21 protein-coding genes are annotated in these 24,197 nt (G+C 74.5%); 9 read left to right on the top strand and 12 right to left on the bottom strand.

Annotated elements, in window-relative coordinates; all coding sequences use genetic code 11:
• Nucleotides 1–3: 3 nt before the first annotated feature.
• The 6 genes from AB0M43_RS06475 to AB0M43_RS06450 are packed head-to-tail and all read right to left on the bottom strand — an operon-like array spanning nucleotide 4 to nucleotide 5,328.
• A complete protein-coding gene (locus tag AB0M43_RS06475) occupies nucleotides 4–981 on the bottom strand; it encodes a thioesterase (RefSeq protein WP_363721713.1) in 978 nt (325 codons plus the stop codon).
• Nucleotides 978–1,778: an alpha/beta hydrolase gene (locus AB0M43_RS06470; RefSeq protein ID WP_363721712.1), complete on the bottom strand. Its 801-nt coding sequence runs from the start codon at nucleotides 1,776–1,778 to the stop codon at nucleotides 978–980. The genes AB0M43_RS06475 and AB0M43_RS06470 overlap by 4 nt, the downstream gene beginning before the upstream one ends.
• Entirely contained in the window at nucleotides 1,775–2,683 is a 909-nt protein-coding gene (locus AB0M43_RS06465; protein ID WP_363721710.1) for a beta-ketoacyl synthase N-terminal-like domain-containing protein, read from the bottom strand. The genes AB0M43_RS06470 and AB0M43_RS06465 overlap by 4 nt, the downstream gene beginning before the upstream one ends.
• A 1-nt stretch (nucleotide 2,684) precedes the next feature.
• Complete coding sequence (locus tag AB0M43_RS06460; protein WP_363721708.1) at nucleotides 2,685–3,818, bottom strand: beta-ketoacyl synthase N-terminal-like domain-containing protein; 1,134 nt, start codon at nucleotides 3,816–3,818, stop codon at nucleotides 2,685–2,687.
• Nucleotides 3,815–5,062 carry a beta-ketoacyl-[acyl-carrier-protein] synthase family protein gene (locus AB0M43_RS06455; protein ID WP_363721706.1) on the bottom strand — a complete coding sequence of 416 codons (1,248 nt, stop codon included), beginning with the start codon at nucleotides 5,060–5,062 and terminating at the stop codon, nucleotides 3,815–3,817. Before AB0M43_RS06455 ends, AB0M43_RS06460 begins: the two co-directional genes overlap by 4 nt.
• 11 nt (nucleotides 5,063–5,073) lie before the next feature.
• Nucleotides 5,074–5,328, bottom strand: a complete 255-nt coding sequence (locus tag AB0M43_RS06450; protein ID WP_363721704.1) for an acyl carrier protein — start codon at nucleotides 5,326–5,328, stop codon at nucleotides 5,074–5,076.
• A 332-nt stretch (nucleotides 5,329–5,660) separates the two neighbouring features.
• Between AB0M43_RS06450 and AB0M43_RS06445 the strand changes: the two genes are divergently transcribed.
• Nucleotides 5,661–6,845, top strand: a complete 1,185-nt coding sequence (locus tag AB0M43_RS06445) for an MFS transporter (protein ID WP_363721702.1) — start codon at nucleotides 5,661–5,663, stop codon at nucleotides 6,843–6,845.
• Between the two features lie 181 nt (nucleotides 6,846–7,026).
• Nucleotides 7,027–7,350 carry a transcriptional regulator gene (locus AB0M43_RS06440; RefSeq protein WP_363721701.1) on the top strand — a complete coding sequence of 108 codons (324 nt, stop codon included), beginning with the start codon at nucleotides 7,027–7,029 and terminating at the stop codon, nucleotides 7,348–7,350.
• A 151-nt stretch (nucleotides 7,351–7,501) separates the two neighbouring features.
• Here AB0M43_RS06440 and AB0M43_RS06435 read toward each other — a convergent pair whose 3' ends face one another.
• Complete coding sequence (locus AB0M43_RS06435; protein ID WP_363721699.1) at nucleotides 7,502–8,773, bottom strand: NAD(P)/FAD-dependent oxidoreductase; 1,272 nt, start codon at nucleotides 8,771–8,773, stop codon at nucleotides 7,502–7,504.
• A 161-nt stretch (nucleotides 8,774–8,934) separates the two neighbouring features.
• On the opposite strand from AB0M43_RS06435, the gene AB0M43_RS06430 reads away from it, so the two are divergent.
• From AB0M43_RS06430 to AB0M43_RS06420, 3 genes are read left to right on the top strand one after another with little or no spacing between them, the layout of a single operon-like run.
• Complete coding sequence (locus AB0M43_RS06430; protein WP_363721698.1) at nucleotides 8,935–9,714, top strand: SDR family oxidoreductase; 780 nt, start codon at nucleotides 8,935–8,937, stop codon at nucleotides 9,712–9,714.
• Nucleotides 9,711–10,769, top strand: a complete 1,059-nt coding sequence (locus tag AB0M43_RS06425; protein WP_363721696.1) for an LLM class flavin-dependent oxidoreductase — start codon at nucleotides 9,711–9,713, stop codon at nucleotides 10,767–10,769. Before AB0M43_RS06430 ends, AB0M43_RS06425 begins: the two co-directional genes overlap by 4 nt.
• Nucleotides 10,766–11,296, top strand: coding sequence for a flavin reductase family protein (locus tag AB0M43_RS06420; protein WP_363721694.1), 531 nt, complete (start codon nucleotides 10,766–10,768; stop codon nucleotides 11,294–11,296). Before AB0M43_RS06425 ends, AB0M43_RS06420 begins: the two co-directional genes overlap by 4 nt.
• A 132-nt stretch (nucleotides 11,297–11,428) precedes the next feature.
• Here AB0M43_RS06420 and AB0M43_RS06415 read toward each other — a convergent pair whose 3' ends face one another.
• Nucleotides 11,429–12,217 carry a hypothetical protein gene (locus AB0M43_RS06415; protein ID WP_363721692.1) on the bottom strand — a complete coding sequence of 263 codons (789 nt, stop codon included), beginning with the start codon at nucleotides 12,215–12,217 and terminating at the stop codon, nucleotides 11,429–11,431.
• 332 nt (nucleotides 12,218–12,549) lie between these two features.
• Nucleotides 12,550–14,211 (bottom strand): AfsR/SARP family transcriptional regulator, encoded by a 1,662-nt coding sequence (locus AB0M43_RS06410; protein WP_363721690.1) that lies wholly within the window; start codon nucleotides 14,209–14,211, stop codon nucleotides 12,550–12,552.
• 98 nt (nucleotides 14,212–14,309) lie between these two features.
• Here AB0M43_RS06410 and AB0M43_RS06405 point away from each other — a divergent pair, with 98 nt between their 5' ends.
• A complete protein-coding gene (locus AB0M43_RS06405) occupies nucleotides 14,310–14,540 on the top strand; it encodes a hypothetical protein (protein ID WP_363721689.1) in 231 nt (76 codons plus the stop codon).
• Nucleotides 14,541–14,686: 146 nt separating this feature from the next.
• Here AB0M43_RS06405 and AB0M43_RS06400 read toward each other — a convergent pair whose 3' ends face one another.
• A complete protein-coding gene (locus AB0M43_RS06400) occupies nucleotides 14,687–17,515 on the bottom strand; it encodes a BTAD domain-containing putative transcriptional regulator (protein ID WP_363721687.1) in 2,829 nt (942 codons plus the stop codon).
• Nucleotides 17,516–17,627: 112 nt separating this feature from the next.
• On the opposite strand from AB0M43_RS06400, the gene AB0M43_RS06395 reads away from it, so the two are divergent.
• Nucleotides 17,628–18,431: a serine protease gene (locus AB0M43_RS06395; RefSeq protein WP_363721685.1), complete on the top strand. Its 804-nt coding sequence runs from the start codon at nucleotides 17,628–17,630 to the stop codon at nucleotides 18,429–18,431.
• 48 nt (nucleotides 18,432–18,479) lie between these two features.
• Here AB0M43_RS06395 and AB0M43_RS06390 read toward each other — a convergent pair whose 3' ends face one another.
• The gene (locus tag AB0M43_RS06390) at nucleotides 18,480–19,808 is read right to left on the bottom strand and encodes a helix-turn-helix transcriptional regulator (RefSeq protein WP_363721683.1); all 1,329 of its coding nucleotides are present in this window, start codon (nucleotides 19,806–19,808) and stop codon (nucleotides 18,480–18,482) included.
• A 116-nt stretch (nucleotides 19,809–19,924) separates the two neighbouring features.
• The gene (locus AB0M43_RS06385) at nucleotides 19,925–20,770 is read right to left on the bottom strand and encodes a hypothetical protein (RefSeq protein WP_363721681.1); all 846 of its coding nucleotides are present in this window, start codon (nucleotides 20,768–20,770) and stop codon (nucleotides 19,925–19,927) included.
• A 152-nt stretch (nucleotides 20,771–20,922) separates the two neighbouring features.
• Between AB0M43_RS06385 and AB0M43_RS06380 the strand changes: the two genes are divergently transcribed.
• The gene (locus AB0M43_RS06380; protein WP_363721679.1) at nucleotides 20,923–21,558 is read left to right on the top strand and encodes a hypothetical protein; all 636 of its coding nucleotides are present in this window, start codon (nucleotides 20,923–20,925) and stop codon (nucleotides 21,556–21,558) included.
• A 124-nt stretch (nucleotides 21,559–21,682) separates the two neighbouring features.
• Nucleotides 21,683–24,145: a M4 family metallopeptidase gene (locus AB0M43_RS06375; protein WP_363721677.1), complete on the top strand. Its 2,463-nt coding sequence runs from the start codon at nucleotides 21,683–21,685 to the stop codon at nucleotides 24,143–24,145.
• Nucleotides 24,146–24,197 lie beyond the last annotated feature (52 nt).

Raw genomic sequence — 24,197 nt, 5'->3', positions numbered from 1 at the left:
GGGTCAGTTCCGTCCGCGCAGGGCGGCCAGGACCGTGTCGTCGAAGCCCACCAGGCTCCAGTCCCGGCGGTTCTCGATCACCGCGTACCCGTGGGTGATCGAGCCCGTCGCCGTCAGGACCAGTTCCCCGTCGCGGACCACGAAGCAGTCCATCCGGGCGGTGTAGGTGAAGTCCTTGAACACGTCCTCCACCGTGAACACCGTGTAGAGGTCCTCCTCCATCAGCGCCTCCCCGACCAGCTCGATCGTGGAGCGCGGCACCACCGGGATCCAGTTCCGGTCGGTCAACAGGGTCCGGATGGAGATCCCGCGCTCGGCGAGGAACAGGTCGACGACCTCCTCCATCTGCCGCAGGTACCCGGACATCTGCAGCCGCTGCGTGAAGTGGCAGTACGGGTACGGGATCCGCCACCGCCACGCGAACGCGTTCCGCCCGGCCGTCAGCTGGGCCAGGACCGGGTCCCCGCCCGACGTGCCCCGGTTGACCCCCAGCGGGCCGACGAGCGGCACGGGCGACGACGCCGGCCGGGCGATGTCGGTCGTGACGTAGGGGGACAGCGCGGCCGGGGCCGGGTCGCCCGGGCCGTCGCGCTCGTCGAGGCGCAGCGCCACCCGGACCTTCGACACGACGGCCTTGAGCACCTCGCCGCCGCGCTCGACGGTCAGGGTCACCGCGAACGCCAGCTCGTCGTCCGCCGCCTTCGTCGCGGGGACCACCGTGGCCGTCGCCTCGTCGTCCATGTGCAGCGCGTGCAGGATCCGGGTGTCCAGCGACACCAGGTCCACGCACAGGGCGTGGTCCTCGAACAGGGCCCGCGCCGGGGTGCCGGACTGGCGGAAGTGCTCCAGGACGGCCTCCTCGACCAGGTAGTTCACGTGCTTGAACCCGATCCAGGTACAGATGTTGGAGCCCTCGTACCGGGGCCGTACCCGCACGGTGGTCGTGGTGTCGAGCAGGGCGGACGTCAGGGTGTCGGTCATGGTTGGTCTGCTCCCGTGGTCTGGGCGATCGACGGTTCGATGGAACGGCTGAAGACGTTGACGAGGTGCGCGAAGCGTTCGGCCCGCTCGACCATGGCCAGGTGGCCACAGCCGTCGAGGATCTCGGCCTGGCAGTCCGGCAGCCGGTCGGCGAGGTCGCGGCTGTCCGCGGGGGACGAGGCCGGATCGTCGGCGCCGGCCACGATGAGGAACGACTGGGTCAGGTTCTCCAGCGCGAGCCCCGGGGTCCGCAGGTAGGTGTCGAAGAACCGGACCCAGCCGTACGGTCCGACCATCTCCCGCAGCCGCAGGGCGAGGTCCCGCTGACTGTCGGCGTCCAGCCGGCCCGCCGAACGCACCCGGATGCCCTCCTGCAACAGCAGGTGGAAGTTGTTGAGGAAGTAGGAGATCGTCTCCCAGTCGAACCGGTCCGGGCTGGGCCGGTAGAACGGGGACACGAGCACCGCCGCCCGGGGCGGCTCCGGCAGCCCGCCCCGGCACAGGAGATCCAGCAGCAGGTTCGCGCCGAACGAGTGCGCCACGACGAGGTCGACCCGGCCGGAGTCCACCGACTCCAGCGCCCGCCGGATCCACGGCCCGAGCTCGGGCTCCTGACCCCAGCCCACCGTGCCCTCGCTGCCCCACGGCAGGTCCGCCTCCCAGATCTCCAGGCGCGGATCGGCCCGCTCGGCGAACGGGCCCCACACGGCGTTGCTGCCGCCGAGCCCGTTGACGAGCAGGGTGCGCAGGGGCCCGGTGCCGTCCGCCGGCCTGCGGAGCCGGGCCCGGCCGATCACCGGGCCGGCCCGGGGGCGGACAGCAGCAGGGTCGCCGTCGCGTCGTCCTCGGGACCGCCGGCCGTGGCCAGCGCCGTCGGGCCGTGGCCGCCGTGGATCCAGGTGGCCGCCGCCGCGCACTGCAACACCCCGAGCGCGCCGGACGCCGCGCCGTACCGCCGGGACAGGTCCAGCGGGGTCACGCCCGGCGGGGCGGCGGTCGCGTGCCGTTCCGGTACCAGCCACAGGCCGGTGCCGGGGACGGCCCCGACCGCGCGCCGCTCGTACCGGCCCAGGGTCGCCCGCGCCGTCACCCCGCGCGCGGCGGCGTTCGCGGCCGACTCGACGACCAGCGCCGCCGCGCCGTGGAAGAGGCGCTCGGCGCCGGTGAGCCGGCGGACCACCTCGTTGTCGACCTCGACCCCCACGACGAGCGCGTGCCGGACCCGTCCGGAGCCGACCAGGACCCGGGCCCACCGCACGGCGTCGAGCCCGGACGTCGCGCCGTTGCAGACCATCAGGTTCGCACCGCGCAGCCCGAACCAGATGGCCACCGACGAGGCGACCACGTTGCTGGACGCGTTCGGCAGGTCCATCGGGCTGAGGCCGGTGACCGACTCCCGGGCGATGGTCTCCGCCGCCGCGCACACCGTGTCGAGGTTGCCGAGGTTGGAGCTGACCACGACGGCCACCTGCCCGGCGGGCACCGTCGGGGCGCGGTCGTCGAGCAGGCCCGCGTCGGTCAGGGCCCGGTGCGCGGCGGCCAGCGCGAGCCGGGTCGCGTCGTCCTTGTACCGCAGGCCCCGCTTCCCCACGACCGAGGCGGGGTCGAAATCCTCCCGCCCGGCCACCCCGGACCCCAGCAGGTGCGCCGGGTCCCCGACGGTGGGGCCAGCGAGTCCGATCCCGGTGACGACCGGTGCCATGTCAGTCCTCCCTCCGCACGATGGCGACGGCGTTGACGCCGCCGAACCCGAACGCCTCGACCTGGGCGACGGTCAACTCCGCGCTGGCCGGCCCGCCCGTGACGAACCGCAGCCCGGCCGCCTCGGGGACCGGGTTCTCCAGCCCGAGGGTCGGGGGCACCCTGCCGGTCCGCAGCGCCCGGACGGCGACGACCAGGCTCAGCAGCCCCGAACCGCCCGAGGTGTGGCCGGTCATCGACTTGACGGCCGTGACCAGCGGACCCGGGACCCCCGCGAACACCGCCCCGAGCGCGACGGCCTCCGCCTCGTCGTTGAGCAGGGTGCCGGTGCCGTGCGCCAGCAGCAGGTCCACCGCGCCCGGCCCGATCCCCGCCCGGTCGTGCGCGTCGCGGACCGCCGCCGTGATCCCGGCGGGGTCCGGGGCGGTCGCGTGGTACGCGTCGCAGTTCACCGACACCCCGCGCAGCCTGGCCAGCGCCGGACCGTCGGCGCGGGACAGCACGATCGCCGCCGCCCCGTCGCCCATCAGCACGCCGCGCCGGTTCCGGTCGAACGGCCGCACGGCGTCCACCGGCTCCGGATGCACACGGTCGAGCAGCCCGAACATGCTCTCCGTGAGGGTGTCCACCCCGGCGACGACCACGGTCTCCGCCTCGCCCAGCGCGAGCAGGTCACTGGCCAGCGCCAACGCGTACAGCGATGCGGAACAGGCGTTGGAGAACGTGTGCGTGTCGGTGGCCCCGAACCGCTCGCGCAGCGCCGTACCGAAATGCAGGTCCTCCGGGGTGAGCTCCGCTTCCTTGCGCGCCCACAGCTCGGCGGACCGCAGCTCCCGGAGCCCCGTGCCGATCAGCACCGGCACGTCCGCGAGGTCCTCGGACAGGCCGGCCTCGGCCAGCGCCTCCGCGATCGCCGCGATCAGCCAGGTCGTGGCCCGGCCCGTGACGTCCACCCCGGGTCCGGGCCGGTCGTCGATCTCGTAGGCGTGCCGGGCGCGGAACCGGGTCGGGTCGAAGCCCCGCAGCGGGGCGAGCCCGGTCCGGCCCGCGCACAGCGCCTCGAACACGGCCGGCGCGGTCCCGCCGACGCTCGCCACGGCCCCGGTGCCCCGGATCGCCCAGTCGGTGCCGGTCATGCCGGGACCCCGTCGAAGCGGCTGAGCAGGAGGACCGCGTTGTTGCCCCCGAAGGCCAGCGCGTTGTTCTGCACGACCCGCAGCTCGGCGTCGATGGCGACGTTGGGCACGCAGTCCAGGTCGCACTCCGGGTCGGTCTCCTCGTGGTTGATCGTCGGCGGGATGAACTGCTCGGCGACCGCCAGCGCGCACGCGATCGCCGACAGGGCGCTGGCCGCGCCCATGGTGTGCCCGATCATCGACTTGATCGAGATGGTTCTCGGCGGGCTGTCGCCGAACACCTTCCGGATCGCGCCGGCCTCGGTGACGTCGTTGGCCCGGGTACCGGTGCCGTGCGCCGACACGAAGTCGATCTCCGCGGGGCTGACCCCGGCCCGGCTGTGCGCGAGTTCCATGCACCGGGCGATGCTGTCCCGGTTCGGCGCGACCGGGTGGTCCGCGTCGCAGTTGAGCCCGCAGCCGAGCACCTCGGCGTAGATCTGGGCGCCCCGGGCCAGCGCGGAGTCGAGGCTCTCCAGGAGGAGTACGCCCGCGCCCTCGCCGGTCAGGATGCCCTTGCGGTGCAGGTCGAACGGCTGGCAGCGTTCCGGGGCGATCGTGCCCAGGCGGTAGAAGCCGGCGAACGTCTTGCGGCACACGGCGTCGGCCCCGCCGCAGAGGGCGAACTCGACCTCCCCGGCGCGGACGGCGTCGGCCGCGTACCCGATGGCGTAGTTGCCCGCCGCGCACGCCGTGGGGATGGTGACCGCCTCGACGTTCGTCAGCCCGAGCTCCCGGGCGATGCACACCGACAGCCGCCCGGCCGGCACCCGGCGGGCGACGACCGGGTCCAGGCCGTCCTCGCCCTCGGCGAGCTGGAGACCCACCAGGTGGTCGAGGTCGCGGGACTCGCCGTCGGTGGTGCCCACGGTCACCAGGACCTTGCCCGAGGACAGCAGCTCCAGGTCCATCTTGGCGTCCTCGACCGCCATCCGGGCCGCCGCGACGGAGAACTGGGTGGCCCGGCCGAGCTCCTCCGGCCGGTACCGGGTGAGCCACGGGCCCGGGTCGAAGTCCACGACCTCGCACCCGTTGGCGTACGCGAAGCCCTCGGTGTCGAACGCCCCGAGCGGACGCACCCCGCTGCGCCCGGTCCGCAGTGCCGTGAGGAACTCCCGGACCCCGACCCCGACGCTCGTGACGGCGCCCATGCCCGTGATGACGACCCGGCGGTTGGTCTCCTGGCGGTGACCGTTGGTGGTCATGGCGGACGCCGTCAGTTCCAGTTGGCGGCTTTGGCCACGACGGTGTAGACGCCGTCGAGGTTGACCATGCCGCCCAGTTCGGACTGGTCGATCGTGATGTTGAAGTTCCGCTCGAGGGCGGCGAGGATCTCGATCGCCCGCAGGGAGTCCGCGCCGTGCTCCTCCTTGAACAGGCTCGTCTCGGTGACCTCTTCGGGCTCGATCTCCAGGATGTCGCAGACGATGTCCTTGGCCTGCTGCTTCCACTCTTCTGTCGCGGTAGCCACGGATCGTGTCCTCTCGTTGGGGGTGAACGAGACGAGGCTCGCACGGCCGCGGGGGGCGTGGAAGGCTTCAAACAGGTTGCTGCCACGGCGTTCGCGCGGCCTGAGGGCACTGTGGACAGCTTCCTGCCAAAAGCGGGCCGCCGGCCCGGCCGCCGGGCACACTGGAGATCATCTGACCTTTTCCGACATAGTGGCTTGCGTCGCCGTCTGAGCGGTATTACGCTCGGAATGTTCGAGGTTCGTCGAACATCGAACCGAAGGCCACGGCGACCGCACGCCGCCCGTCGGGCGCCTCCACACACCCAGCCCACTGATGCAAAGGACTGACCACCATGTGGTTCCGCATCCTCATCCTCGCCCTGGGGACCTTCGCGATCGGCACCGACGGTTTCGTCGTCGCCGGCGTGCTCGGTGACATCTCCACGGAAACCCACGTCAGCGTCAGCGTCGCGGGCCAGCTGGTCACGATGTTCGCCTGGGTGTACGCCGTGGCCAGCCCCGTCGTCGCCGCCCTCACCGGCCGGTTCCCCCGCAAGACCATGCTGATCGTCGCGCTGGTGGTGTTCACGGTCGGCAACGTGCTGGCCGCGGTCGCCCCGTCGTACGAGGTGCTCGCCCTCGGCCGGGTGCTCGCCGCGATCGGTGCCGCCGCGTACACCCCCGCGGCCTCGGTGACCGCGATCATGCTGGCCCCCGAGGCGGCCCGCGGCCGGGCGCTGTCCGTCGTCATCGGCGGCATCACCGTGGCCACGGTCCTGGGCGTGCCCCTCGGCACGTACCTGGGCAGCCGCACGAGCTTCCACGGCGTGTTCTGGCTGGTCACCGCCCTGGGCGTCGCCGCGCTGCTCCTGATCGCGGCGCTGCTGCCCAAGGTCCCGTCGCCGCCCGCCGTCGACCTGAGGACCCGGCTCGGCATGCTGAAGCTGCCCGGGGTCCGGCCGACCCTGCTGGTCAACGTGCTGGCCTTCATCGCCGGCTTCACCGTCTACACCTACCTGCAGCCGCTCCTGACCGAGATCACGCACATCGACGGCCGGACCCTGAGCCTGATGCTCATGACCTTCGGGGTCGGCGGCGCGGTCGGCAACATCCTCGGCGGCTGGCTCACCGACCGCTGGGGCGCCTACCCGACGGCGCTGGTCAGTCTCGCCACGTTCTTCCTGTTCCTCGCGCTGCTGCCCGTCGTGGCCACGACGGTGGCGGGCGCGGCGGTGGTCATCTTCTTCTGGGGCGTGACCGGCTGGCTCATGGTCGCCCCGCAGCAGCACCGCCTCGTCAGCCTCGCGCCCAAGGCGGCCCCGCTGCTGCTGTCCCTGAACGCCTCGGCGATGTACGTCGGGATCGGCAGCGCCGCCCTGGTCGGCGGCACCGTGGTCCAACTGGTCGGGGTCCGGTACGTCGGGATCGCCGGAGCGGTCGCGGGCGCCCTCGCCCTCGTGCTGTTCCTCGTCACGGCGACGGCCCGCGCCAAGGCCGCCCCGGCGACGCCGGAGGCCCAGCCCGCCGGTCGCGGCTGACGGGCGACCCGCCCGGGGCAGAGTCCCGCCCGCCCCGGGGCGGGTCCTGCCCGCCGGGGCCGGTTCCGCCCCCACCCGGGGCCGGTCCTGCCCCGCCCGGGCGCGGGGTGGTGCGCTCCACCGCGCCACTCCGTGCCCGGGGTACCGTGTCCTGTCGACGAACAGGCCAAAGGAGCGTGACATGTCCGCGGACGTAGAGCACCCTCGTACGGCTGACCTCCAACTCGAGCGGGTCCTGCACGCGCTCAGCGACCCGATCCGGCTGCAGATCGTGCGCAACCTCGCGAACTGCGAGTCGCTCGCCTGCGGGGCGATGGACTACCCGGTCGCCAAGTCGACGCTGTCGCACCACCTGCGCACGCTGCGGCTGTCGGGCCTGACCCACACCGACATCGTGGGCACCCAGCGGTTCATCTCCCTGCGGCACGACGACGTCGAGAGCCGGTTCCCGGGCCTGCTCGCGGTCATCGGGGCCGTCCGGGACCCCCAGCCCTCCGCACACTGACGGATCCCCGGCACCCGCGCGCCATCGGACCCCGGCACCTCGCGCGCCACTGGACCCCGGCGTCCGCGCACCGGCGGGATCCCCGCGCCCCGCACGCTGACACGACGGTGCCGCCCACCCCGCGAACCCGGGTGGGCGGCACCGTCACGTCCTAGCGCCCGGGGGACCAGTCGCCCCAGGCCGAGTCGGCGGTCCGGCCGCCCGTCTCCCGCAGCCCGCCCGCCTCGGCCGCCCGGGCCAGGATGCGCTGGCAGTTCTCCGGGCTGAAGAACTCCTTGAACGGGGTGTACCCGCCCACGATGCCCATGAACCGGTCCCGCTCGGTCTCGTCGTAGCGCAGGCTGTCGATCACCTGGAGCATCTCCGGCGGGAGCATGTCCAGGGTCGCGGCCCGGTGGTAGTACTGGAAGACCTCGCTGAACGACCCGTCGCGCCAGGCGTGGTACCCGGCCAGCGCCTCGGCCATGTCCCGGCGCCCCGACAGCCCGTCGTCGAGGGCGTCGACCAGCACCTCGACCTGCCGGAAGGCGTCGCTGATCCCGATCCCGGCGATCGGATCCTTGTGGTAACCGGCGTCGCCGACGAGCACCCAGCCGGGCCCGTACGGGTGGCGCATCCACTGCCGGGTCTGCTTCGTACCGTAGAAGGGTTCGACCTGCCGTCCCCTGCGCACCCGGGCGGCGAGCTCGGGGAACAGGTCCAGCGTCGCGTGGTAGTTGCCGGGGATGTCCTTGCGGAACTCGTGGAACTCGTGGTGCCGCCAGCCGACCATCACGTTGACGCAGTCGTCGTTGGTGGGCACCAGGAACAGCTCCCGGCCGTCGAGCCGGGTGAAGATCAGGTGGTCGACGTCGGTGCCCTGCCAGTACGTGTACCAGACGGCCGTCAGCGGCGGCGTACCCGACTGCTCGGCCGGCTCGAACGTCGACGCCACCAGCGAGTGGATCCCGTCGGCCCCGACCACGATCGGCGCGTGCGCCACCACCTCGGTGCCGTCGCGCTCCCGGCCGCGGATGCCGACGGCCCGGTCCCCGTCGCGGAGGATCTCCTCCACCGTGAAGCCCTCGTGCAGCTCGGCGCCGGCCTCGACGGCCGCGTCGAGCAGGATCTTGTCGAGCACCTTGCGCCGGGGCGCGACCGCGAACCGTTTGCCGTCCCATTCCGGCGCGGTACCCGTGAGGTAGACGTCGCCCATGCCCCACGTGATCCGGTCGATCACCGGGGCGCCGGTCTTGAGGACCCGGTCGAGGAGGTTCCAGCGATCGAGCCGCGCGATCGCCGGATAGTGCAGGTAGTGGGTGGAGATCGCGTCGCTGGGGAACGTCGCCTTGTCGACGAGCAGAACCCGGTAACCCCTGCGTGCGAGGAGCATCGCGGTGGGCGATCCCGCGCAACGCGCCCCCACAACTATGGCGTCGTACATGGCGCTGCCTTCCGCCGGTGGGATGTTCGGAACCCCCAAGCTACGAATCCCCGGCGCGGCTCCGGCCCCGCTGTCCGGTACCTGCCGCCACCCGTGCCGGTACCTGGCAGCAAGCTGTCGATTTCGGACGGTCGCCGCGCGCCGCGTCCAGACTGGGCGCCATGACCCAACGAGTAGCGGTGGTGACCGGCGCGGGCCGGGGCCTCGGCCGCGCGATCGCCCGGAAGCTCGCGGCCCGCGACTACCACGTCGTGGCCGTCGACATCGAGGCCCACGCGGCGGAGGCCGTCGCGGGGGAGTGCCGTGGGACGGCGGTGTCCGGCAGTGTCGCCGAGCCGGACACCTGGCGGGAGGTCGTCGACCGGGCGCCCCGGATCGACCTGCTGGTGAACAACGCCGGCGTGTGGGAGTACACCACCCTCGCCGACACCACGGCCGAGCAGTTCCACCGGGTGATGGGCGTCAACGTGCTGGGCACCCTGCTGGGCGTGCAGGCGTGCGCGCCCGCGATCGCCCGGCAGGGCGGCGGCGCGATCGTCAACCTCACCTCGGTGGTCGGCCACGTGGTGCGGCCCGCGTTCGGCATCTACCCGGCGTCCAAGGCCGCGATCGTGGCGCTGACCAAGCAGGCGGCCCTGGAGTACGCGGCCCAGGGCATCCGGGTCAACGCCGTCGGGCCGGGCATGACCCGCACCGAGGGCACCGACGGGGCGTTCGGGGCCACCGGGGACGAGGAGGCGGCCCTGGGCCGGCTCGTACCCCTCGGCCGGCTCGGCGAACCCGACGACGTCGCCGACGTCGTGACCTTCCTGGCCTCCGACGACGCGCGCTACGTCTCCGGACAGGTCCTCTACGTGGACGGCGCCGTGGGCGAGGCCGCCTGGCGGCTGCTGGGCGCGGCCCGAGCACGACAGCACACCCCGACATTGGAGGAAGCATGAAGTTCGGCATCTCGCTCGTCCCCGACGGCAGCCCCGAGACCAAGGACCCCAAGGAGTACTACGACGACGTCCTGAGGCTGTGCGAGCTCTCCGACGCCGCCGGCCTGGAGTGGGTCAAGATGACAGAGCACTATCTGCACCCCTACGGCGGGTACTGCCCGGACCCGCTGGCCTTCCTCGCCGCGGTCGCCGTGCGCACCGAGCGGATCCGGCTGATGACCGGCGGGGTCATCCCCGTGTTCCACCACCCGGTCATCCTCGCCTCGCGGGCGGCGATGATCGACGTGCTCAGCGGCGGCCGGCTCGACCTGGGCTTCGCCCGGGGCTACCTGCCGTACGAGCACGACACGTTCGCGGTGCCGATGGCCGAGAGCCACGAGCGGTACGAGGCCGCGGTCGGCGCCATCACCCGGCTGCTCACCGAGGACCGGGCCAGCGAGGACACCCCCTTCTTCGCGTACTCCGACGCGGTGGCCCTGCCGCGCCCGGTGCAGGACCCGATCCCGCTGTGGTCGGCCGCCGTACGCACGGAGAAGAGTTTCCTGCGGCTCGCCGAACTCGGGCACGGCCTGCTCGCCACGCCGATGTTCAAGCCGCTGGACCTGTTCCGGCAGCACAGCGAGCTCTACCGGGGCGCGTACGCCGCCGCCGGCCACGCCCGCCCCGCGCAGATCGCGGCCGGCCTGCCGGTGTTCGTGGCCAGGACGGACAAGGAGGCCCGGGAGGTCGGCGACCGGCTCTTCCAGCACTACCTCGACGCCTGGGTGGACGCGGCCAACTCCTGGAACGACGTGGAGTCGGGCAGCTTCGCCGGGTACACCGACATGGGCAAGCGGCTCGGCTCGATGACCGCGACCCAGTGGCGCGAGTTCGGTTCGGCGTTCTTCGGCTCCCCGGAGCGGGTCATCGACCAGATCCGCGCCTTCCAGGAGAACTCCGGCGGCGTGGACGGGATCATCGCCCAGGTCGACTTCGGCGCGGTGTCGGGCGAGGTGATGGAGCGCAGCGTCCGGCTCCTGATCGACGAGGTCGTACCGGCGGTCAGCGACCTGTGACCGTCCGGCCGCATCCCCTGCCGCAGGTCGGGCGGTCCGCGCCGCCGCCCGACCCGGGGCTGGCCGCGGCTTTCCGGGACGCCATGGCCTGCCTCGCGGCGCCCGTGACCATCGTGACGACGGTCGACGCGCACGACACCCCGTGGGGTTTCACCGCGAGCGCCGTGTGTTCGTTGTCGATGGAACCGCCGCTGCTCCTGGTCAACATCGGCCGGAGTTCGAGCTGCTTCCCGACGTTCAGGACCGCGCCCCGGTTCGTCGTCAACATCCTCGGCGCCGAACACCGGGAGCTGGCGGCCCGGTTCGCCCTGCACGGCGCGAACCGGTTCGCCGCCGCGGACTTCCGGCGGGCCGAGGGGACCCGGCTGCCCTACCTGCCCGACGCGACGGCGGTGGTGCACTGCGCCGTGGACGGCCGCCTCGACGGCGGGGACCACCTGATGCTGGTCGGGCGGGTCCTGACGGCCGACGCCCGACCGGGGCAGCCGCTCGTGTGGCACCAACGGGCGTTCGGCACGGTGGGCTGACCCACGCCCGACCTGGCGCCGACACCAGGCCTGGTGCTGATACCCGGCCTGGCGCTGAAGCCCGGCCGCCCAGGCCGACCGGGCCGACCTGACGGAGGGGGTGACCGCCACACCGGCGGTCACCCCCTCCGCTCATGCCGGCAGCAGGCCCAACTGCACGGCCCGGGCACCCGCCTGGAACCTCGAACCGGCACCGAGCCGGCGGAGGATCTCGGCGACGTGCCTCCGGTACGTCCGCACGGACATGCCCAGTTGGCGGGCCGCCGCGTCGTCCTTGTAGCCCGCGTTGAGCATGCCGACGATGGCCACGGTCAGTTCCGCGGACTCGTCGCCGTGCCACCGCTGGTAGGTCTCCAGGTCGCTGGCGGAGTCCCACACGACGTTGAGCAGCCGGTGCAGGCCGTCGAGGACCACGGTGCCCCGGATCACGAGGCACTGCTCGTCGTAGATCCCGTTGCGGCCCCAGACGACCGCGGACCGGCCGTCGACGATGATGGTGTCCTGGAACTTGCTGGCGGACACCCGGACCTTCGCGCCGCGCCGGGCCACCGACTCGGCGTACTTCTGGACGCTGGGCCGGGCCAGCGCCCCGGGATTGAACAGGTGGCGGACCCCGATGTCCCGGGCCACCATCTCCCCGACCAGTCTGCTCTGCAGGTCGAGCTGCTCCATGCTGCACACGGAGGCACCGGACGACGCCAGCACATACTCCCGGTGGACGCCCCTGAGCAGCATCCGGGCCGCCGTGCGCCAACCCTGGGAGTGGTACTCGATGTGGGTGTCCGTGGCGCTGCGGGTCTCCCGGCTGACCCGCAGTGCCTCGTCCAGGAATCCCCGTGCCTGGACGAGCGATGCCTCGAGGTTGTCAGGCGTCAGTGTCTGTGCGGATCCGGGTGCGGTCGAATGCCTTGGATACGACAATGTAGCCCCCCGCTACTGAACATTGAATTGACAACCCTGAGTCTATGCGGCGCTCGTCAAGTCGACTAGGAAGTGGAATGAAACACCATGGCCGGTAAAGTCCTATCTCATCATCCTATGAGGACATAGCCTGTCTGTGATCATCGCCATAGACCTACTTAACCCATGTGAAACCCACTTGTGTCTTACCAGCACCGACATAAATGGCGGATTTCGAGAGCCGACAGACTCCCACTTTCGCCGCCCGTCGGCCGGGTGCGGATATCCGACGGAACCCGGGCGGGCAAACAATGCACGCGTGTACCCAAGGGAAATGTTCTTTGGTGTTTTTCCTAGTCGGCCCACCGCCGAGCCCCGCGCCCGTCCCCACGGGCCGCCGGCACCGCGCCCACCCGGTCGTCCTCCGAGCCCAGCACGTGCGCCCGGGCCGCCAACGCCACCGCGCGCAGCCGGGGTGCGCCCTCCGCCGCCGCCACGGCGCTGTCCGCGTGCCGGCGGGCCTCCGGCCCCGCGCCCAGGGCGGCGCTCGCGGTCGCCAGGTTGGCCAGCGCGAGCACGTGCCCGCCGGGCGCGCGGCACTTCCCGGCCAGGCCCACGGCCGCCGCAGCCCAGCGCCGGGCCTGCTCGGGCGCCTGCCGGCCCAGGGCCAGCGCCGCCAGGTTGGTCAACGCGGACCGCTCGCCGTCGGGATCGCCCAGTTCCCGGGCCAGGTCCAGGGCCGCCCGGAAACACGTGGCCGCCTCCTCGGGGTCCGTCCCGGCGAGGGCCACGCCCAGCTGCCGGCGGGCCGCGAGTTCCCCGAGGCGGTCGCCCGCGGCCCGGGTCGCGGCCAGCCCGGTCCGCAGCGCGGCGGCCCACACCGGCCGCTCGGCCCGGTCGTGGTAGAGCCGGCCGAGCGCCGACAGCAGCCGCCAGGCACCGGCCGGATCCCCGGCGGACAACAGCTCGGCGGCCAACCGGGCAAGGTCGGGCTCGGCCCGGTCGAAGGCGGCGCCGACCTGGGCGGGTTCCCGGTCGGCGAACGCTTCGAGCCTCTCGTCGAGCCGTTGCCGCAACCCGCCGAGCGGGTCGGCGGCGCGCGTCCCGACCTCGACCTCGGCCCCGACCTCGGCCCCGACCTCGGCCCCGACCTCGGCCCCGGTTCCGGTCTCGGCCCCAGCGGAAGCCCCGGCCCGGAATCCGGCTCCCGGCCCGGCAACCCTGGCCCCTGCCCCGGCAGCCCCGACCCCCACCCCGGCGACGCGGCCCGGCGCCCCGCCCACCGCCCGCCCCTCCCCACGCAGGATCTCCGCGTACACCGACACCAGCCGCGCCCCCGGATCCACCCCCAGCGCCTCGCACAGCGCCTCCCGGGTCCGGTGGAACAGCGCGATCGCCTCGGCCTGCCGTCCACCGGCGCACAGCGCCCGCATGCCCCGCTCCACCAGGGACTCCCGGAGCGGATGGCCGGCCACCCACGGCTCCAGCACCCCGGCGGCGTCGGAGGCACGCCCGGCGCGGAGCAGCAGGTCGGCGAGCTGTTCGACGGCGTCGAGCCGGGCCCCGTCGAGCCGGGCGGCCTCCCGGGCCAGCGGCACCCCGAGCAGCGCCGGCCCGCGCCACAGCCCGAGGGCCTCGTCGAGCAGCCCGATCGCGGTCCCGTCGTCGCGGGCCCGGGCCGTCGCGGTGAGCCGCTCGAACCGGTGCGCGTCGACGAGGTCCGGCCCGACGGTCAGCAGGTAGCCGGCCGGCCGGGTGTGCAGCGCGACCCCGCACCGGCCGGCGTCGAGCCCGTCGAGGAGGCGGCGCAGCCGGGACACGTGCCCCTGGAGGGCGGTGCGGGCGTGTCGGGGCGGGGCGCCGCCCCACACCGCCTCCAGGAGCTGGTCGACGGACACCGCCCGGTTGTCGGCCAGCAGCAGGGCGGCGAGCACCACCGCGCCCTGTCCGGCGGGCACCGGCACGGCCCCGCCGGCGGTGTGCGCCTCGACCGGTCCGAGTAGCCGGAACTCCATGACGCCCCCTCGTTCAGTGGGCGTTCAGTGCGCCCCTCCATGCTGAGTCCGGGGAGGCGGTTCCGGGTTTCAACGGACACGGATTGTGGGGGACGGGAATGTTCAAGCGACGCGTAGGTGTGCTGCTCGCAGGGGTTGTGGCGCTGTCGGCGCTGGTCATGGGGGTGACAGGGGTCACGCCGGGCGAGGCGCGGGCCGACGGGGGAGTGATGTGCGCGCTCACGGTCAGTGAGTGCCCGCCGCAGCCGACGCCGGAGGAGCCGACCATGGGCATCTGCGGCCCGGGCGCGATCACGATCGACTGCGGCTGGTTCGAGGACGAGAAATAACGACAACCACCATGGGGGTACCGGGTGCGCCAGCTCTGCCGGCGTTCCCGGCAGGGCCCCGGCGACGACGGCCCGGCGGTCGCGGGCCGGGCGGGAACCCGTGCGCTCCGGCCGTGCGGCTCGCCGCCCGGGCAGTGACCGGACGCCTAGTCGAAGCCGGGGTCGTGGAACCCCGGCGCCGGCCGGCCCCCGGGCGCCAGCAGCGCGTCCAGCGCGACGGTGAGCGGGCTGCCGATCCCGGCGGCCAGCGCCCTGGCCGCCCGCCACTCGGCCCCGGCGGCCTCCGGGTCGGCGTCGCGGAGCACCGAGCCGAGCTCGAAGCGGGCCTCGGCCTCGGTGTGCCGCTGCCCGCCGGCCCCGGCGGTGGCCACCGCCCGGCGGAGCGCGTGCGCGGCCTCGCCGGGCCGGCCCAGGCCCCGGTGCGCCTGCCCCCGGTAGAGCAGCAGCTCGGCGGGCTGGCCCCAGACCGCGTCGGAGGGCGCGGCCGCCAGGGCCTCGTCCACGTGCCGCAGGGCCGCCGCCGGGTCGCCCCGCCGCAGCGCCAGCTCCGCCATGTTGGCCAGGCACCGGGCCGCCAGGGCCCCGGCCCCGAGGGCGTGCGCGGTCGCCGCCGCCGACCGGTAGTGCTCGACGGCCAGGTCCAGGCCGCCGGTGAGGGCGTGCGCCGCGCCCAGGTTGACCCGCATCGAGGCCGCGCTGAGCCGGTCGCCGAGCCGTTCGGCGGTCGCCACCGCCAGGGTGTGCTGTTCCACGGCCGCCTCCGGGTCGCCGCCCAGGCCGAGCGCGGTGGCCAGGTGCGCGCGCATCACCATCTCGCCGCGTTCGGCGCCCACGGCCAGCGCGGACGCCAGGCCCAGGCGCAGGGCGTGCGCCCACTCGGCGTGCGTGCGCCGGCCGTAGTAGTACGGCCACAGTTCGCGGGCCAGCCACCAGCAGCGTTGGTGCTCGCCCAGCGCGGCGGCGGTCTCCACCGCCGAGGTCAGGTCCTCCTCCTCGAACCAGGCGGTCATCGCGGCCCGGTCGGCGAACCGGCGCGGTCGGACCGGCGGGAACCGCACCCGCAGCCCGGGCGGCGCGGGCGTGCCCGGGTTCCAGTACGGCCGGGTGTGCACCAGGGTGTCGAGGTAGTAGTCCAGGAGCCGCGCGGCGGCCGCGGACCGGTCGGCGGCGGGCTCCTCCGTCTCGGCCAGCTGCCGGGAGTACAACCGGATCAGGTCGTGCCGGGCGTGCCGGCCGGGCGCGGACTCGCTCGTGAGGTGGGTGCCGGCCAGCCCCGCGAGCTGCCCGGCGGCCTCGGCCGGTGCGCACCCGGCGAGCGCGGCGGCGGCGTGCGCGTCCACGGCCGCGCCCCGGTGCAGGCCCAGCAGCCGCAGCAGCCTGGCCTGCCCGGCCGGCAGCGCCCGGTAGGTCAACGCCAGGGCGGCGGACACCCCGATGTCCTCGGCGGACAGCGCGGCCAGCCGGCGGCGTTCGTCGTCGAGTTCGGCCACGGCGGCGCTGATCGGCCGGCCCGGGTGCTCGGCGAGCCGGCAGGCCGCGATCCGCAGGGCCAGCGGCAGCCCGTCGCACAGTACGGCCAGCTCGCGGGCCGCCCCGGGCTCGGCGGCCACCCGGTCGGCACCCAGGCCGGCGGCCAGCAGCGCCTCCGCCTCGGCCGCGTCGAGCACCCCGAGCCGGACCGGCAGCGCGCCCTCGCGCACGGTCAGCGAGTCGAGCCGGTTGCGGCTGGTCACGACGAGGGCGCAGGACGGCGTACCCGGCAGGAAGGGTCTGACCTGTGCGGAGTCCCGCGCGTTGTCGAGGACCACGAGCACCCGGCGGGCGGCGAGCACCGAGCGGTACAGGGCCGCGCGGGCCGGACCACCGGCGGGGATCCCGTCGGCGGGCACCCCCAGCCCGGCCAGGAACTCCCCGAGCAGCTGCTCCGGGCACACCGGCGCGGCCTCGTCGAACCCGCGCAGGTCCGCGAACAGCTGCCCGTCGGGATAGCGGCCGGCGGCCCGCCGTGCCCAGTGCAGGGCCAGGGCGCTCTTGCCCACCCCCGCCGGCCCGGTCACGGCGGCCACCGTCAGCCCGCCCGCGCCCAGCCGGTCCACGGCGGCCAGCTCCGCTACCCGGCCGGTGAACCCGACCGGGCCGAGGGGCAACTGCGCGGGCGCGGTGGTCCGTCCGGACCCGGCGCCCGGCCCGGCGCCCGGCTCCGCGCCGGTCAGGATCCGCTGGTGCAGCCGCTGCACCGCCGGCCCCGGATCCAGCCCGGTCAACCCCACCAGGCTGTGTCGCAGCCCGTGGTAGGCGGTCAGCGCGTCGGCGGGCCGGCCGGCCTGGCACAGCGCGGTCATCAGCAGCTCGCACAGCCGCTCCCGGGTCGGGTGCCCGGCGGTCAGCTCGGTGAGCTGCGCGATCACCCCGGCCGGCCGGCCCAACGCCAGCTCCACGGCCGCCAGCTCCTCGAACGCCTGCACCCGGCTCTCCTCCAACCGGGCCCGCTCCCGGCCCAGCTGGGGTCCGTCGGGAAGCCCGGCCAGCGCCGGCCCGGTCCACCGGTCCAGGGCCCGGCGGAACGCGTCGGCCGCCCCGGGCAGGTCCCCGCCGCCGAGCAGCCCCCGGCCGAGGGCCAGGTCGGCGTGGAACTCGTCCAGGTCCAACTGGCCGGGGGCGAGCCGCAGCAGGTAGCCGCCGTCGGTGAACGCCAGCACCCGGGCCGTGCCCCGGGGCGCCCGGCCCGGCTCCAGCACCCGGCGCAGCCTGCCGACGTAGGCCTGCACCACGTTGCCGGCGGTCGCGGGCGGCGCCGGGCCCCACAGCACGTCGAACAGCTCGGCGGGGCGGACCACCACGTTCGCGCGCAGCAGCAGGTGCCCGAGGAGCGCCCGGGGGCCGGGGGCCCCGAGGTCGAACTCCCGGCCGGCCCGGCGCGCGGCCAGCCGGCCGAGCACCGTGAACCGCAACGTGTCGTCCATCCCCGTGGTCACCCGCCCGAGGGTAGCCGCGTTAGCGCCGGACCAGCCGGCCGTTAGCGCCACTGGCGAGGCTGGTCACATCGGGTCCGAACCGGATCCGCGGTCCCCACGAAAGGCACGTGTCTTGAGACTTCTGCGCATTGGCCTCGCGGCTGCCGCCGCCGCCGTCATCCTCGCCTCCACCCCGGGCACGTCGATGGCCATCGTCGGCGGCCAGTACGCGCCCAGCGCGTACTCCTTCATGGTCTCCCTCCAGGATCCCGCCCGCACCGAGGCGCCGCACTTCTGCGGCGGCAGCCTGATCTCCGCCAACTGGGTCGTGACCGCCTGGCACTGCGTCGCGGGCAAGGAGCCGGGCGCGATCCGGCTGCGGATCGGCAGCCGCTACACCGACACCGGCGGCCAGGTCCGCACCCCCACCCAGATCGTCACGCACCCGCAGGGCGGCGCGCAGGCCAACGACGTGGCGCTGATCCGCCTCGACCGCCCGGTCACCAACACCCCGGTCAAGCTCGACACCCGCCAGCCCGTCGGCGGGGACGCCCGGCTGATCGGCTGGGGCTGCACCACGGTCGGCACGTTCTGCGGCGACGACGGCCGGACCACCACCCTCAAGCAGCTCGACACCGGGTTCCGCGACCCGGCGCTGTGCACCAACGTCGAGGCCCCGATCAACACGGCCAACGAGATCTGCACCGGCAACCCGGACACCCACCAGGGCGCCTGCTTCGGGGACTCCGGCGGCCCGCTGCTCCGCAAGGTCGGCGGCGCCTGGCGGCTCAACGGCGCGTTCAGCCGCGTCGAGGTGCTCCCGCAGGACCCGAACGGCCCCGTGCAGTTCCCGGACTGCTCCAGCGGCCTGGGCATCTACACCGACGTGACCACGCACCGCGCGTGGATCGAGAGCGTCACCGGACCGCTGGCCTAGCGCCGGCACGGAGGCGGGCGGATGCCACCCCCAGGGCGTCCGCCCGCCTCACCGCACGGCGGGGCCGGAGCGGGCACGGAGCCGCTGGTCGAAGTCGCGGACCCCGGCCGTGTCCGCCCAGTCGTGGTGCAACCGGGCCCGCAGCCCGGCCAGTTCGCGGTGCACGAGGGTCTCGCGCGCCGTGGCCACCGCCCGGAGGACCCCGGTCGCGGTGGCCACGGCCGCCTCGGGGTCGCGCGCGCAGGCGTAGGTGTCGGCGAGGCGCAGGACGAGTAGCACGTGGGACGGGCGCATGCGCGCCGGGAGATAGAAGGCGAGCGCCGACCGCGCCGCGTCGGCGGCCCGCACCGCGAGGCGCCGGTCACCGCCGCCGGCGGCGAGGTCGCGGAGCCCGCCGGAGGCGAAGGCGTCGACGAACGCGAGCCCCTCCGCCCCGTGCAGCCACGGGGCGTGGATCCGGTCGAGGTCCCCCGTGCGGTCGAGCAGGACGCGGGCGTGGCGCAGGTGGTGGTCGAACGCGCGCCCGTCGCCGAGCAGCGCGTGGGCCCGGGCCTCCAGGAGCGCGGACCAGACGGCCGGCCAGCGGTGCCGGCTCCCGGCGGCGCCCGCCGCCCGCGCGTAGTCGAGGGCGCGCCGGGGATCGCCCTCCAGCCGGGCGACGGTGCTCATCAGGCCGAGGATCTCGCAGCTGGCCACGACGTTGCCGCCGGCCCGGGCCCAGTCGAGCCCGCGGTGCAGCCAGGCCATGCCCAGCCCGTACTGGCCGCGCTCGACCCGCAGCCAGCCGGCGAGCTGGGCGTAGTGCGCGCACAGGGCCAGCAGGGCCCCGGTGTACCGGCCGCCCGCCCGCACGGCGCGCGTCATGGCGTGCAGGGACTCCTCGACGCGGGCCCCGGTACCCGTCGAGGTGTCCTTCAGGTTGGACCGGGTGTAGGTGGCCAGCAGCGCGGTGTAGGTGTGCACGGCGGCCGGGTCGATCCGGGTGGCCGGGCGGCGCACCGTGGCGGGGTCGACGGTGGCCGAGCAGCCGGCCAGGCCGTGCAGGGGACAGGTGATCCCGAGACTGGGGAACCGGTGGCCGCGCCCGGAGGTGCCCGGCGGGTCGGGGCCCGGTGCCGGGAGGGGGCCCGGCGACGGATCGTGGCCGATGGCCCACCACAGGGCGTCGAGTTCCCCGCCGGTGGCCAGCAGGTCGTCCGCCCGCCGGGGCAGGGAACCCGGCGGCCAGCGCTGGCCGCGTTCCACCTTGCACAGGTAGGAGTGGTGGTAGCCGAGGAGCTTGCCGAGCTGGGCCTGGGTGAGCCCGGCCACGGTCCGCCAGTACCGCAGGCGGTCACCGAACCGGGCCCGCTCCGCTCCGGTCGCCTCGGCGTCCATGACCCCTCCACCGCCCGCCGACGGGCAGGACACACCATTGTCGACCCGGACGGTGCCGGTGGGCGGCAGGTTGGCACGCGGGTGGCGGCCCGGCCCGGCCGCCACCCGCCGCCGGGTCAGGAGCTGTTGGCGTCGTAGAGCCGCTTCGCGGTGCTGCCGAACACCGAACCGTAGGCGGTCGCCCCGGAACCGGCCGTGTGGTTGGCCCACAGGTGGCCCAGGCCGGTCGGGGTGGCGTTGCCGGTCACGTACCCGCCGCCGCTGCTGCCGCCCTCGGTGTCGCAGGCCGTGGTGGTGCTGCCGCCGTCGGGGCGGGTGGGCTGGTGGCAGTAGGTCAGGTCGCGGCCGGTCCAGATCCGCGCCGCCGGGTACCCCCAGATCGTGGTGCGGCCGTCGACCGGGCCGGTGAACCGGATCCCGTTGGCACCCACCACGTCCTGGAGATACCTGCCGCCGACCTGGGACACGACGACGACCGCGTGGTCGTTGCCGCTCGTGACCACCCGGCGGGCCGGCCACCGGCCGTAGGGGGCGTCCCCGGTGCCGGCGGAGTTGTAGGCGGGAACGAACAGCACACGGGTGGTACCGGACAGGCAGTGCGCCGCCGACCACACCAGGCTCCGGTTGGGCGCGGTGACCACGGACGCCGAGCACCAGCTGTCGCGGCCGCCGCTCCGGGTGTAGAACACCTTGCCGTGCACCCGGGTGTCGGCGTCGGTGTAGGGGCGCGGTGCGCGGGTGAGTTCGGCGAGCAGGGCCGGTGCCGGTGCCGCCGGTGCCGTCCGCGTGGGCGCGTCGGCCCCGGTGGCCGAGGCCATCCGCGAGGTGGTCCAGTAGTCGAGGATGTCGCCGGTGGAGGTGCTGGCGGCCGCGCCGGACGTGACACACAGCGCCGAGGCGAGGAGCGCGGCGGTGACCGTGCAGGCGCCCGTGAGGGAGCGCCGGAGGATGGAAATAGACATGAGGGGTGCCTGCTTTCCCGAGAGAGACATCGACGGATGTGCACAACGTACGTGCCGGGGGACCCTCGGGCGGCCGGGGCGCGGAGCCGTCAAATCCTGTCAAGCGCCGACGTCCGGCGACCGTGCCTCCGCGGGGCGTTAGCATGCCGTGCATGGGTGCCCGTTCGTTCATGGTGTCGGCGCGGATCCCGATGCCGCGGTCCGGTTTCGACGCGTGGCTGCGGGCCACCCCGCCGGGCGTGGACGTCATCGCCAACCCCGGCGCGATGTGGACCGGCTGGGCCAACGACGGCGACCAGGCCGACTGGGAGCTGACCGGGGCGCACCCGAAGGCGCGCGCGCACTACCGGGCCGAATGGGCCAGGACCCCGCTCGACCGCCTCACCGCCCGGGCCGCCGCCGGCCAGACCCTGGCCCGCCACCACGACGGCGCGCTGGAGGTCTACCTGTACGACTACTACGGCGACGTCGCCGAGACCCAGGCCGACCTGCTGATGCTGGCCGGCGCGTCCCGGTACGTGGCCGGGGGAGTGACCGCCCCGGTGCTGTACTGGGGTGGCATGGTCTACCCCGGACTGCCCGCCCCGGGGGACCCGCCGCTGGCCGTGCTGCTGGTCGACGCGCACGGCGCCCGCTTCACGGCCTCGTACCCGATGGCGGCCCTGGTCGGGGAACTGGGCCCGGTCGAGCAGGCCTACTTCGACGCGACCGTGGACGGCGACGGCGAGGAACCCGGCTGGGACCCGTCGGAGGTGCTGGACCCCGGCCTGCGGACCCCGCGCCCCTGACCGGGCCGGGCGGCGGGGGCGCGGGTAACGGCGCGTCACCGTTCGGGCACTGTTGGGTCTCGGGGCGATCCTCCCGGAACGCCGACGACTCGTCATGGACAGTCGTCAATCTCTGGGAGGGCATGTGAGAAGTCTGCCCGTAGCACTGGTCGCCTTCGTCGCGGCCGGCGTCCTTTCCCCCGCTCCGGCGGCGGCCGCGAAGGCCCCAGCCCCGGCGGTGGCCAAGTCCGAGGCCCCCGGGCTGGTCCGGCTCGGAGCGTCCGGTTCGACCGTCCGTTATGGACAAACGCATCGGGGGGTACCGGTCCTCGGCGCGCAACGCCTCCTGCACCCGGACGGCGCGGTGACCGACCGGACGGTCACCGGCCTGACCGTCGGTACCGTGCCCTCGATCACCGCCGGGCAGGCCGCCCGGGTGGCGACGGCGCCGCTGACCGATCCCGCGGTCCGCCGGTCGGCGCGGACCGCCCCGCCGACCCTCGTCGTCCTGCCCGGCGGGACGGGCGCGCTGGCCTGGCAGGTCGAGGTGACCGCCTGGGACGGCGGCCCGGTCCGCACCACGGTGCACGTGGACGCCCACCACGGGGCCGTCCTGTCCCGGTGGGCCGGCCCGACCGGCGTCTCCCGCGCGGGGCACCCCGGCGGGCCCGCGACCGTCACGGGCACACCGACGGCGGGTACGGGCCTCACCCAGCACGGCACCGTCGTCCCCCTGGGCCTGACCGCGAACGCGGGCCGGTACGAGCTGCGCGACACCACCCACCGGGGCGCCCTCAGCACCTACGACGCCGAGGGCCGCTGGTACTTCGACTTCTACGGGGAGCTGCCGCCCGGCACCCCGGTGGCCGGCTCGGACACCCCGGAGGTCACGGGCAGGCCCACGGAGTCCGGGGCGGTGGACGCCCACTACGGCGCCGCCCGGGTCCGCGCCTTCTACGCCGACCGCCTGGGCCGCGACGGCATCGACGGACAGGGCGGCCCGGTGGACTCCGTGGTGGCCGTCGGCGCGCCGGGCGGCGAACCCTTCGTGAACGCCTTCTGGAACGGCCGGTACATGGTCTACGGCGGGCTGTCCGACGAGTACTACTCGCTGGCCGCCGGCCTGGACGTGGTGGGGCACGAGTTGACCCACGGCGTGATCGAGCGGACGGCCGGCCTGGTGTACGCGAACCAGTCCGGCGCGATGAGCGAGGCGATCGCCGACTACTTCGGCAACGCCGTCGAGGTGACGGCCTCGGGGATGTCGATGGGCCACCCCGACGCCGGGCTGCTCGGCGAGCGGACCTGTCGGACCGCCGGGCCCCGGGAGTGCGCCTTCCGGGACCTCGACGACGGGCGGACCACGCGGGACTACCTCGGCGTGCTGGTCATGACCGACGGCGGCGGCGTACACCTCAATTCCACGATCTTCGGCGGGGCGCTGTGGGACCTGCGGGCGAGCGTCGACCCCGCACTCGCCGACCGGATCGTCTACAAGGCACTCACCGAGTACCTGACGCCGCTGGCCACCTTCGTCGACGGTCGCCGGGCCGTGCTGTCCGCCGCCGCCGCGCTCGGCGCCCCGCTGGCCCCGGTGCACGCGGCCTTCGACGCGCACGGCATCCGGCCCGGCTGGGAGGAGCAGCTCGGCGGCGACGGCACACCGGTGCTCACGGACTTCCCCGGCATCCACAGCTGGCACCCGAGTGCGGCCCAGGGCCGGTTCGTGGTCGCCAGGGGCACCTTCGCCGATCCGTACACCCCGGGGGTCTACACCGGGCGGACCAGCGGCGGGGGCGGGCCCGTCCGGCTGACCCCGGAGGGTGAGTACGCCAACGACCCGGCCACCGACGGCCGCACGGTGGTGTGGTCGGCCTCCGGCCCCCAGGGCAACCGCCTTCTCGGCCGGGACCTCGGTGGCGGCCCGGTCCGGGAGATCTGGTCCCGCCCCCTGCACCTGGTCGTCCAGTCGGCCGTCAGCGGCGGGCACCACGCCTGGCTTGCCGTCGAGCTCGTTCCCGGCATCGGTGGCTACGACGTCTGGGCGAGGACCGGCGACGGCCCGGCCGTCAACCTGACCCCGGGGCCGGAGACGGAGGGCTCAGGGATCGTGCTGTGCGGAAACCTCCTCGGATACGTCGAGTACTCCGGGGACGTCGGCCGCCCGGTGGTCTACGACCTGCGTACGGGCCGCAAGACCGTCTTCGACCCGGGGGCGGGCGCCCGGGTGACCGACCTGGCGATCACGGCCGGCTACGTGGTCTTCGGCAGGGACACCGACGGTGACGGCCGGTACGCGATCAGCAGGGCGCCGGTGCGCGGCGGGCCGGTGACCGACATCCTGCCGGAGGGCCCCGCCTCGCCCGGCATCGGGCACCTCGCCGCCACGGACGGCTGGATCACCTTCCAGTCCACCGAGCCGGGTACCGCCGGGAGGTTCAGACTCCGGCAGCTGAACCTGGCCGGCGGCACCCCCGTACTCGTGTCCTGCGGGCGGGGCCAGCAGGGCGGCTTCAGCCCCGACGAGGACCGCCGGGTGCTCTGGTACGACGGCTCCGCCGGGCGCACCGACCTGGTGGGCAGGAACCGGCCGGCGGCCGCCTGCTGAACCACGGGTGCCCCCTCACGCCGCTGTGGGGGCACCCGTCCCCGGCACCCGT

It is taken from the genome of Longispora sp. NPDC051575, assembly GCF_040681875.1.
Lineage (GTDB): Bacteria > Actinomycetota > Actinomycetes > Mycobacteriales > Micromonosporaceae > Longispora.
This window is presented reverse-complemented; position numbering and strand designations above follow the sequence as displayed.